This is a genomic window from Streptomyces sp. 8P21H-1 (genome assembly GCF_013302945.1).
The window spans coordinates 1-11,131 of the sequence record NZ_JABTYA010000245.1; the positions used below are offsets into that span (position 1 = coordinate 1).

9 protein-coding genes and 2 pseudogenes are annotated in these 11,131 nt (G+C 72.3%); 6 read left to right on the forward strand and 5 right to left on the reverse strand.

Annotated features, from left to right (window positions below; genetic code table 11):
- Positions 1-662: pseudogene (locus tag HO151_RS04845) on the forward strand (hypothetical protein); the annotation flags it as partial.
- A gap of 79 nt (positions 663-741) precedes the next feature.
- Here the strand turns inward: HO151_RS04845 and hppD are convergent.
- Complete coding sequence (gene hppD, locus HO151_RS04850; RefSeq protein ID WP_173894876.1) at positions 742-1,887, reverse strand: 4-hydroxyphenylpyruvate dioxygenase; 1,146 nt, start codon at positions 1,885-1,887, stop codon at positions 742-744.
- A gap of 121 nt (positions 1,888-2,008) precedes the next feature.
- Between hppD and HO151_RS04855 the strand changes: the two genes are divergently transcribed.
- From HO151_RS04855 to HO151_RS04875, 5 genes are all read left to right on the forward strand, one after another.
- Entirely contained in the window at positions 2,009-2,500 is a 492-nt protein-coding gene (locus HO151_RS04855; RefSeq protein WP_173894877.1) for an Lrp/AsnC family transcriptional regulator, read from the forward strand.
- Positions 2,501-2,565: 65 nt separating this feature from the next.
- A complete protein-coding gene (locus HO151_RS04860; protein WP_173894878.1) occupies positions 2,566-3,213 on the forward strand; it encodes an ABC transporter permease in 648 nt (215 codons plus the stop codon).
- 130 nt (positions 3,214-3,343) lie between these two features.
- Complete coding sequence (locus HO151_RS04865; protein ID WP_368039423.1) at positions 3,344-4,555, forward strand: betaine/proline/choline family ABC transporter ATP-binding protein; 1,212 nt, start codon at positions 3,344-3,346, stop codon at positions 4,553-4,555.
- 20 nt (positions 4,556-4,575) lie between these two features.
- Positions 4,576-5,370 (forward strand): ABC transporter permease, encoded by a 795-nt coding sequence (locus HO151_RS04870; RefSeq protein ID WP_368039424.1) that lies wholly within the window; start codon positions 4,576-4,578, stop codon positions 5,368-5,370.
- A gap of 137 nt (positions 5,371-5,507) precedes the next feature.
- Positions 5,508-6,395: a glycine betaine ABC transporter substrate-binding protein gene (locus HO151_RS04875; protein WP_254594729.1), complete on the forward strand. Its 888-nt coding sequence runs from the start codon at positions 5,508-5,510 to the stop codon at positions 6,393-6,395.
- A gap of 12 nt (positions 6,396-6,407) precedes the next feature.
- Here the strand turns inward: HO151_RS04875 and HO151_RS04880 are convergent, their stop codons facing one another.
- The 4 genes and pseudogenes from HO151_RS04880 to HO151_RS04895 all read right to left on the reverse strand — a co-directional run.
- Positions 6,408-7,208, reverse strand: a complete 801-nt coding sequence (locus tag HO151_RS04880) for a S16 family serine protease (protein ID WP_173894882.1) — start codon at positions 7,206-7,208, stop codon at positions 6,408-6,410.
- 186 nt (positions 7,209-7,394) lie between these two features.
- Entirely contained in the window at positions 7,395-8,036 is a 642-nt protein-coding gene (locus HO151_RS04885) for an IclR family transcriptional regulator (protein ID WP_173894883.1), read from the reverse strand.
- Positions 8,037-8,422: 386 nt separating this feature from the next.
- Positions 8,423-10,225: a DEAD/DEAH box helicase gene (locus tag HO151_RS04890; protein WP_173894884.1), complete on the reverse strand. Its 1,803-nt coding sequence runs from the start codon at positions 10,223-10,225 to the stop codon at positions 8,423-8,425.
- Between the two features lie 263 nt (positions 10,226-10,488).
- Positions 10,489-11,131 (reverse strand): annotated as a pseudogene (locus HO151_RS04895) (MFS transporter); the annotation flags it as partial.

Genomic DNA, 11,131 nt, shown 5'->3' on the forward strand with positions numbered 1-11,131 from the left:
CGCTGGGGCGGCACTCGGAGGCGCTGCGGTCGTACCAGTGGGCGATGGCGACGCGGCCGTTGCCGCGGTACGCGCTGGAGCTCGGCGAGCTGTACGAGTCGCTGGGGATGAGCGGGGCGGCGCGGGCCCAGTACGACGTGGTGCGGGCGCGGGTGCGGGAGGGGCGGGCGGGAGGGGTGAACGAGGAGCTGCTGCTCGGGCTGTTCGAGGCGGACCACGGGGGTGCGGAGGGTGCGCGGGACGCCGTGCGGCGGTTGCGGGCGGAGTGGGCGCGGCATCCTTCCGCGGCGGTGGCGGACGCGCTGGGGTGGGCGCTGCACCGGGCCGGGGAGGACGAGGAGGCGCTCGTCCTCGCCCGGCGGGCGACGGACCGGCGGCGCGGGGGTGCGGCACGGGTCGCCCTGTACTCGTTCCACCGGGGGATGGCGGAGCGGGAGACAGGGGCGCTCGGGGCGGCCCGGCGGCATCTTGAGGAGGCGCTGCGGATCGATCCGGCGTTCTCGCCCGTTCTCGCACCGGTCGCCTCGAAGGTGGTGCGCGAACTCGACGCGTGTGACCTCGGGGCGGGGAGGGAGGTGGGTCGGGGCCGTGCCGGTACGTCGGGTCCGCCGCCTTCCGGGTGCACTGCCCCCGCGGAAGCGGAAGCGGAAGCGGGAGGGTGACGGGGAGCGGCCCCGCGGTGGGGGTCGCGGGGCCGCAGGGGGGTGACTCAGGGGCGGAAGGACTCAGGGGCGGAGGAGCTCAGAGGTTGCCCCGGCGTTCCTGCTCTCGTTCGATCGCTTCGAAGAGGGCCTTGAAGTTGCCCTTGCCGAAGCCCATCGAGCCGTGGCGTTCGATCATCTCGAAGAAGACGGTCGGGCGGTCCTGGACCGGCTTCGTGAAGATCTGGAGCAGGTAGCCGTCCTCGTCGCGGTCGACCAGGATCTTCAGTTCGCGCAGGGTCTCCACGGGGACGCGGGTCTCGCCCGCCCACTCGCCGAGGGTGTCGTAGTAGGAGTCCGGGGTGTCCAGGAACTGCACGCCCGCGGCGCGCATCGCGCGGACCGAGGCGACGATGTCGTTGGTGTTCAGGGCGATGTGCTGGACGCCCGCGCCGCCGTAGAACTCCAGGTACTCGTCGATCTGCGACTTCTTCTTGGCGATGGCGGGCTCGTTGATCGGGAACTTGACCTTGAGCGTGCCGTCGGCGACGACCTTGGACATCAGGGCGCTGTACTCGGTGGCGATGTCGTCGCCCACGAACTCCTTCATGTTCGTGAAGCCCATGACCTGGTTGTAGAAGCCGACCCATTCGTTCATCCGGCCCAGTTCGACGTTGCCCACGCAGTGGTCGATGGCCTGGAAGGTCCGCCGCGCGGGCGGCTCGACGATCGGGGCGGCGGCCGCGTAGCCGGGGAGGTACGGGCCGTCGTAACCCGTGCGCTCCACCAGCGTGTGGCGGGTCTTGCCGTACGTGGCGATCGCGGCCAGGACGACCGTGCCGTGCTCGTCCTTCACCTCGTACGGCTCGGCGAGGGGGCGGGCCCCGTGCTCGACGGCGTACGCGAACGCGGTGCGGGCGTCCGGCACCTCGATCGCCAGGTCCACGACGCCGTCGCCGTGTTCGGCCACGTGCTCGGCGAGGAAGTGGCCCCAGGGGGTGGCGGGCTTGATGACCGAGGTGAACACGAACCGGGCGGAGCCGTTCTCCAGCACGTAGCTCGCGGTCTCCCGGCTGCCGTTCTCCGGTCCGGAGTAGGCGACGAGCTTCATGCCGAAGGCCGTGGAGTAGTAGTGCGCCGCCTGCTTGGCGTTGCCCACGGCGAAGACGACCGCGTCCATTCCCTTGACCGGGAAGGGGTCTGCCTGCCGCGCGGTGTCGGGGGTGTGGTGGGTTGTCTGAGTCATGGCCGCAGGTTCCCCCTGTTCCACAAGGTGCGCAATAGTTTGCGGAATCACTGGGCAACTTGTGCAGTGGATGGGTCCGTCGACCGTGCGTTGTGTACATGATGACCATCGTGGAGGTCCTGTGGCGATCGATCGTCTGGACGGGCGGCTCATCGTGCTGCTGGCCCGGGAGCCGCGGATCGGTGTGCTGGAGATGTCCCGCCGGCTCGGGGTCGCGCGCGGGACCGTGCAGGCGCGGCTGGACCGGCTTCAGTCGAACGGAGTCATCCGGGGGTTCGGACCGCAGGTGGATCCCGGGGCCCTCGGCTACCCCGTCACCGCGTTCGCGACCCTGGAGATCCGGCAGGGGCAAGGAGCGGACGTACGGGCGCACTTGGCGACCGTGCCCGAGGTGCTGGAGCTGCACACGACCACGGGCGGCGGGGACATGCTGTGCCGGCTCGTGGCACGGTCCAACGCCGATCTCCAGCGGGTGATCGACCGGGTCGTCGGCTTTGATGGCATCGTCCGGGCCTCCACGGCGATCGTCATGGAGAACCCGGTCCCGCTGCGGATCATCCCGCTGGTGGAGCAGGCCGCGAGGGACGACGACCACTGGACGGACGACCGCTAGACGGACGACCGCTGGACGGACGACCACTGGACGAGCGAGCCGGTGAGTGAGCGAGGTGACTGCGGGTGAACTTCTGGGGCTACCTCGGCAGCCGCCATCAGCAGCTCCTCGCCGACGCCTGCCAGCACGCCGGCGCCGTCCTCCAGTGCATGGTCGTCGCGACCGTCCTGGGCGTCGCGATCGGGGTGCTCACCTACCGCAGCGACTGGGCGGGGAACCTGGCCACGACGGCGACCGCGACCCTGCTGACGATCCCCTCGCTCGCCATGATCGGTCTGCTGATCCCGGTCGTGGGGCTCGGCGTCCCGCCCACGGTCATCGCCCTGACCCTGTACGGGCTGCTGCCGATCGTCCGCAACGCGATCGTCGGGCTGCGCGGGGTCGACCCCGCGCTGGTGGACGCGGCCACCGGGATCGGGATGTCGCGCCCGGCCCGGCTGGTACGGGTCGAGCTGCCGCTGGCCTGGCCGCCGATCCTGACCGGGATCCGGGTCTCCACGCAGATGCTGATGGGCATCGCCGCCATCGCCGCGTACGCCTCCGGTCCCGGGCTCGGCAACGAGATCTTCCGCGGTATCGCCTCGCTGGGCAGCAGGAACGCGATCAACCAGGTGCTCGCGGGCACGCTCGGGATCATCGTCCTCGCGCTGCTGTTCGACGCCGCGTACGTCGTCGTCGGGCGGCTGACCATCCCCAGGGGGATCCGTGTCTGAGACGGCCGGGGCCGGGACAGCCAGGACCGCCGGGGCCACCGGGACCGCCGGGGCCGCCAGGGCCACCGGGACCGCCAGGGCCGCCAGGGCCGCCAGGGCCACCGGGACCGCCGGGGCCGCCGGGGCCGCCATCCGGCTGGAGAACCTCACCAAGCGGTACCCCGGGAATCCCGCCCCCGCGGTGGACGGCGTCACCATGGAGATCGACGCGGGTGAGCTCGTCGTCTTCGTGGGGCCCTCGGGGTGCGGGAAGTCCACCACGCTGAAGATGATCAACCGGCTGATCGAGCCCACGGGCGGGCGGATCCGGATCGGCGGCGAGGACGTCACCCACATGGACCCCGTGAAGCTGCGGCGCAGGATCGGGTACGCCATCCAGTCCTCGGGGCTCTTCCCGCACATGACGGTCGCCCAGAACATCGCCCTCGTACCGAGGATGACGGGCTGGCCGAAGGCGCGCGTCGCGGACCGGGTCGAGGAGATGCTGGACCTCGTCGGCCTCGACGCCGGTGAGTTCCACGGGCGCTACCCGCGCCAGTTGTCGGGCGGCCAGCAGCAGCGGGTGGGGGTGGCGCGGGCGCTGGCCGCCGACCCCCCGGTGCTGTTGATGGACGAGCCGTTCGGTGCCGTCGACCCCATCACGCGCGACCACCTCCAGGACGAGCTGATCCGGCTCCAGCACGAGCTGCACAAGACCATCGTGTTCGTCACGCACGACTTCGACGAGGCCGTCAAGCTGGGCGACCGGATCGCGGTGCTGCGGGAGCGGTCGCACATCGCGCAGTTCGACACCCCGGAGGCGATCCTCACCAATCCCGCCGACGACTTCGTGTCCGGGTTCGTGGGCGCCGGCGCCGCGCTGAAGCGGCTGAACCTGACCCGCGTACGGGACGTGGAGATCACCGGCTGCCCGACGGTGACCGTCGACGACCCCTTGCAGGAGATCTGCAACAGGATCAGGGCGAGCGGTACGAACGAGATCCTGCTGCTCGACCGGCGCGGGCGGCCCTGCAAGTGGCTGCGGCGCGGGGATCTGATGCGGGCGCGGGGTTCGCTGGCCCGGGCGGGCACACCGGTGAACGACACGGTCACCCGGGACGCGACGCTGCGGGACACGCTGGAGGCCGTGCTCACGGACAACGCGGGGCGGGTCGTGGTGACCGGGCGGCGCGGGGAGTACACCGGCGTGGTCGACATGGAGACGCTGATGAACTCCGTGCACGAGCTGCTGGAGGCCGACCGGCTCGACGCGGTGGAGCACCGGCACGAGCTGGAGGAGGTGCGCGGCGAGCGGACCCGCCACGCGCAGGAGGGCGCGGCCCGCGGGGAGGCGGGGGCGTGAGCGGCGAGGAGCCCACCGGGGTGTCCGCCGGGGTGTCCGCCGGGAAGCCCACCGAGGTGTCCGCCGGGGCGTACGTGCCCCGCATCGGGTGGCGGAAGCTGACCTTCCTGCCCGCCGTGCTGGTGGCGGGGCTGTTCGCCACCTGGCTCTGGTTCCGGCAGGCGGACCTGGACCCGCTCTCCGCGAACGCCCTCGCGAACGGCCAGGTCTGGAAGGCGCTGCGCCAGCACGTCGAACTGACCGTGATCTCCACGTTCTTCGTGCTGGTCATCGCGATCCCGCTGGGCGTCCTGCTGACGCGCGGGGCCTTCCGCGGGGCGGCCCCGGTGGTGACGGCCCTCGCCAACACCGGACAGGCGACGCCCGCGATCGGCCTGCTGGCCCTGCTGGTGATCTGGCTGGGCATCGGGCGCCGGGCGGCTCTGATCGGCATCATCGCGTACGCCGTCCTGCCGGTCCTGTCGAACACGATCGCCGGACTGAAGGCCAACGACCCGACGCTCCTGGAGGCCGCCCGGGGCATCGGCATGTCACCGCTGGGCGTGCTGGGCCGGATCGAGCTGCCGCTCGCCGTACCGCTGATCCTCGCGGGGGTGCGGACCGCGCTCGTCCTGAACGTGGGCACGGCGACGCTCGCCACGTTCGGCGGGGGCGGCGGGCTCGGCGTGCTGATCACCACCGGGATCACCAGCCGGCGGATGCCGGTGCTGCTCCTCGGCTCGATCCTGACCGTCGCGCTGGCGCTGCTGGTCGACTGGCTGGCGTCGCTGGCGGAACTGCTGCTCGGCCCGCGCGGCCTGGAGGCGGGCGCATGAGCACGGGACGGCGTACGGGACGGCGTACGAGGTGGTGCACGAGGTGGTGCACGGAACGGCGGCGGCTTACGGCTCCGGTGGCGGCCGGGGCGCTGCTGGCGGCGGTCTCCGGGTGCGGACTGACCAGCGGTTCGCCCATGGTCGACGACGTGCGGCCGGGATCGGTAGGGCGGGGGCAGCCGCTGAAGGGCGCCGAACTGACCGTGACGTCGAAGGAGTTCACCGAGCAGCTCGTGCTCGGCGCGATCATGGGCATCGCCTTCCAGGCGGCCGGCGCCGAGGTCCTGGACCGCACGGGCATCCAGGGGTCCGTCGGCTCCCGGGAGGCGGTCAGGGGCGGGGACGCGGACGCCTCGTACGAGTACACGGGCACCGCCTGGATCACCTACCTGGGCAACAGCGATCCCCTTCCGGAGCCGGACCGGCAGTGGGAGGCCGTGCGCGACGCCGACCGGAGGAACGGGCTGACCTGGCTGGCGCCGTCGGCCCTGAACAACACGTACGCGCTGGCCATGAACCGGGCCGCCGCCGAGAAGTACGGCACGAGGACGCTCTCCGACGTCGCCGCCCTCGCGGAGTCGGACCCCGGAGCCGTCACGGTCTGCGTGGAGGGCGAGTTCGCCAACCGGGCGGACGGGCTGCCCGGTCTCCAGAGGACGTACGGGATGGGACTGCCCGCCGGGAACATCACGCAGATGGACACCGGGATCATCTACACCCAGGTGTCCAAGGGGAGCTGCACCTACGGGGAGGTCTTCACCACCGACGGGCGCATCAAGTCCATGGGGCTCGCGGTGATGGCGGACGACAAGGGGTTCTTCCCCCACTACAACGCGGCTCCCCAGATCAACTCCAGGACCCTGGAGAAGTATCCGCAGATCGCCGAGGTCCTCGCCCCGGTCACGAAGCGCCTGGACAACGAGGTGGCGCGGGAGCTGAACGCCAGGGTGGACGTCGACGGAGAGGACCCGCACGCGGTGGCGCTGGACTGGATGAAGGCGGAGGGCTTCGTGAAGGAGGGCTAGCGGGAGGGACGGCTAGCAGGAGGGGACGGAGCCCCGTCCCTTCTCCAGTGCCACCAGGGAGTCCACGGCGCCCTTCAGAGTCGTCACCGGGATGAGCCGGAGCCCTTCCGGCAGCTCGGACTGCGCGTCCGCGCACTCCGCCTTCGGGACCAGGAAGACCGTCGCGCCGTCGCGGCGGGCGGCCTGGGTCTTGAGGGCCACTCCCCCGACCGCGCCGACCTTCCCTTCGGCGTCGATCGTTCCCGTGCCCGCGATCACCCGGCCGCCCGTGAGGTCGCCGCCGCTGCCGTCGCCGTCCAGTTTGTCGACGATGCCGAGGGAGAAGAGCAGGCCGGCGCTCGGGCCGCCCACGTCGGCGAGTTCCAGGGCGACCTCGATGTCGTCCGACCGCTCGCCCAGGTGGTCCAGGGCCGCCTCGGTGGCGGTGTCCTGGGACTCGCGCATCTCCTCGGCGTTGTACTCCTCGATCTCCTTGACGCTGTCCCCGTTGGGGTAGACCGCGTCGCGCGGCATGACCGCACGGTCCGTGCGGAACCAGCCGTCGAGCACGTCACCGAGGCCGATGTGCGCGTCCGGGCCCGTCGCCTCGATGGTCGTCATCCGCAGCTGTCCGCTCGTCCCGCGGGTCTTCGCACCGGAGATCGTGATCACCGGCTCGCCCTTGTTCTCACCGAGGACGTCCGCCGTCATACCGGGCTGGGCCAGCGAGAACGGCAACGGCACGAACGCCGCCGCACCGATCAGCCCCACCACGGGAACGGCACAGAGGGCAACGGCCCGAAGGCGGGAAAGACGAGAGAGGCGAGAAAGCACGGGGCCAATCTAACGCGAGCCCGTCCCCCGCCAGGGCCCGCACCCTCCAAGCACCGGCCGCGACCGCCCCCTGAGGGGCGCGGGGAACTGCGCGACCAGCCACCTCTAACCCGCACTCGGCACACGACCCCGGGCCACCCACCCCTGGCCCGCCCGCCAAGCCGCCCGCCCAGGGCCCCGCTGAGGTCACCGCAGCGCGTCAGCCACCTCCCGCGCCGCGTCGACGACCCGCGGCCCCACCCGCTCCGGCACGGCGTCCGCCAGCATCACCACCCCCACGCTCCCCTCGACCCCCGTCACCCCGATCAGCGCCGCCGCGGCCCCGCTCGCCCCGGCCTCCAGCTCCCCGTGCGTGAGGGTGTAGCCGGGCCCGTCCGGCGCCCCGGCCCGGGCGGCGAGGATCGCCTTTCCGGCGGCCCCCCGCTCCAGCGGATGCCGGAACCCGGCCCGGTAGGCCACGTGGTAGTCCGTCCACGTCGGCTCGACCACGGCGACGGCGAGCGCCTCCGTACCGTCGACCAGCGTGAGGTGGGCGGTCGCCCCGATGTCCTCGGCCAGCGACCGCAGCGCGGGCAGCGCGGCCTCGCGGACCAGCGGGTGCACCTGCCGGCCGAGCCGCAGCACCCCGAGCCCGACCCGGGCCCGGCCGCCGAGGTCGCGGCGGACGAGGGCGTGCTGTTCCAGCGTGGCGAGCAGCCGGTACACGACGGTCCGGTTGACTCCGAGTTTGTTGGACAGCTCGGTGACGGTCAGCCCGTGGTCGGTGTCGGCGAGCAGCTTGAGGACGCGCAGTCCCCGGTCGAGCGTCTGGGAGGTCTCCGCGGTCACGACGCCCACTCCTTAGTGGTGAGGGTCGGCGGCCCCCTACGCGGCGGATACGTCGCCGGTCCCGTCGGCGACGCGCGTCAGAGGCCGCCGGTCGGCAGCGTCCCGGGCATTCCCGGGCGGGCACCGGCTGCGCTCCGCGGCGGCGCTGCCACGGGGCGTGTGCGTAGCGGGACAGTAGCGAGCCGGTTCGCTCAGCGGAAGGCTCCGTCCAGAATCCGGTCAGGCGCAGGTACGGGCCACCCTCGGTTACCCAGGGTTTGATCCACTTATCGCCGGATGTGGGCGGCGCGCACCACCCGGCGCGCACACACGTATGAGCGCCGGTACCAGAACGGCACCGGCGCTCGTACGGGCGTACCCGCGCAAGGCATACGAACGTGCGGAGGTCACCGCATACGGGTGGCCCACTCCTGGACCTTGGCGATCCGCTGGCGCAGCTGCCCGGCGGTCGCCTCCGCGCTCGGCGGCCCCCCGCACACGCGGCGCAGCTCGGTGTGGATCACGCCGTGCGGCTTGCCGCTCTGGTGGACGTACGCGCCGACCATCGTGTTGAGCTTCTTCCGCAGTTCCATCATCTCCTTGTGGGAGACCACGGGGCGGCGTTCGGCGGGCAGTTCGAGCAGGTCCGCCTCGTCGTCCGGCTTCTTGCGGCTGTGCGCGATCTGCCGGGCCTGCCGCTTCTGGAGCAGGAGCTGCACCTGGTCGGGCTCCAGCAGCCCCGGGATGCCCAGGTAGTCCTGCTCCTCCTCGCTCCCCGGATGGGCCTGCATGCCGAACTCGGCGCCGTCGTAGAGGACCCGGTCGAAGACGGCCTCGGACTCCAGCGCCTCGAAGGCGAACTGCTCCTGCTCTCCGGTGTCCTCGTCCTCCTCCTTGTTCGCCTCCTCCATCTCCTTCTCGGACTCGGCGTACGGGTCCTCCTCGCCCTCCTTCTTGGGCTTGTCGAGGGCGTGGTCGCGCTCGACCTCCATCTCGTTGGCGAAGGTGAGGAGGTCGGGGACGGTCGGCAGGAAGACGGAGGCGGTCTCGCCGCGCCGCCGGGACCGCACGAAACGGCCGACGGCCTGCGCGAAGAAGAGCGGGGTGGAGATGGTGGTCGCGTACACGCCCACCGCGAGGCGGGGCACGTCGACACCCTCGGACACCATGCGGACCGCGACCATCCAGCGGTCGTCGCTGTGGCTGAACTCGTCGATCCGCCTGGAGGCGCCCGTGTCGTCGGAGAGGACGAGGGTGGCCCTGGTGCCGGTTATCTCGCGGATGAGCTTGGCGTAGGCGCGGGCCGAGTCCTGGTCGGAGGCGATGACGAGGGCGCCGGCGTCCGGGATGCCCTTGCGGACCTCGGTCAGCCGCTGGTCGGCGGCGCGCAGCACGCTGGGCATCCACTCGCCGCGCGGGTCGAGGGCGGTGCGCCAGGCCTGGCTGACGGCGTCCTTGGTCATCGGCTCGCCGAGCCGGGCGGCGATCTCGTCCCCGGCCTTCGTACGCCACCGCATGTTGCCGCTGTAGGAGAGGAAGATGACGGGCCGCACGACGCCGTCGCCGAGGGCGGAGCCGTACCCGTAGGTGTAGTCGGCGGCGGAGCGGCGGATCCCGTCGTTGCCCTCCTCGTACGCGACGAAGGGGATGGGGTTGGTGTCGGACCTGAAGGGCGTACCGGTGAGGGCGAGCCGGCGGGTGGCGGGCTCGAAGGCCTCCAGGCACGCCTCGCCCCAGGACTTGGAGTCGCCGGCGTGGTGGATCTCGTCGAGGATGACGAGGGTCTTGCGCTGCTCGCAGCGGTTGCGGTGCAGCATGGGCCGTACGCCGACGCCCGCGTAGGTCACGGCGACGCCCTGGTACTCCTTGCTCAGCGGGCCCGCGCTGTACTCGGGGTCGAGCTTGATCCCGATCCGCGCGGCCGCCTCCGCCCACTGCTTCTTCAGGTGCTCGGTCGGCGCGACCACGGTCACCTGCTGCACGACGTGGTGGTGCAGCAGCCACGACGCGAGCGTCAGCGCGAAGGTCGTCTTGCCGGCGCCGGGCGTGGCGACGGCGAGGAAGTCGCGCGGCTGCTCCTGGAGGTACCGCTCCATCGCCCCCTGCTGCCAGGCGCGCAGCTTGTTGGCGGTGCCCCAGGGGGCCCGCCCGGGGAACGCGGGCGACAGGTGGTGCGAGGAGGCGGTACCGGCGACGGAAGAGGCGGGCACGGAGGGCCCTCCAGTGAGGATGGCGGTGGGCGACGGGCGGGCGGTAGTCACGGTCTCCGGAGGGTGGTCGAGGACAAGGGGCCGTGCGCGCCACGCCGGACAGGATGACGGCGGACGACGAACGGCACACCCGGGTATGACAACCGGGCCACCCTACCGGCGGCCCGGCCACGTCCACGCGCGGGCGACGCGGCGCCGCTCCTGGATGGGACCCAGGTCACATCCGGGACCCAGGTCACATCGCGGAGGCGGCACCCGCTCGGTCACGCGGCCCGCAGCCGTGTCGTCACCCAGGCTCCCACCAGCGCCACCCCCGCCATCGGCAGGAACACCGCCACGAAGGCGGTCGGGTGACCGCCCGAGGCCTGGGTGGCCGCGTGGGCGACCGTGCCGCCGCCCAGCGCCGCGAAGGCCGCTCCGCCCGCGGCGAGGAGGACGACGTTGGCGAGGCCGTCGGATATCTGGAGGGCGGCGGAGTTCTTGCCCGCCTCGCCCGGCTCGGACAGCTTCAGCAGCAGGACGCTGCTGGAGGAGATCACCAGCCCCATGCCGAAGCAGCCGAACCCCCACGCCACCGCCACCGTCCACACCGGCACCCCGTCGATCAGCACGCTCGGCGCGGCGGCGATGGCGGCCGCGGTCAGCACCATGCCCAGCGTCATCAGCCGCTCCCGGTACGGCTCCACGCGCGCCCGCGCCTGGACGAAGGAGCCCAGCGCCCAGGTGGCACCGCCCGCCGCCAGCGAGAACCCGGCCATCGTCGGCGACAGCCCCCGCTCGGTGACCAGCATCAGCGGCACGAACGACTCGGCCGCGATGAAGGACCCGGCCGCCACCCCGCGCAGCAGCACCACGGACGGCAGGCCGCGCGCCGCCCGGTAGGTCCCGCGCGGCAGCAGCCCGAGC

Coding starts and splice junctions, on each gene's coding strand:
- hppD (WP_173894876.1), bottom strand. CDS start 1,887: ATGACTCAGACAACCCACCACACCCCCGACACCGCGCGGCAGGCAGAC.
- HO151_RS04875 (WP_254594729.1), top strand. CDS start 5,508: ATGGTCGACGACGTGCGGCCGGGATCGGTAGGGCGGGGGCAGCCGCTG.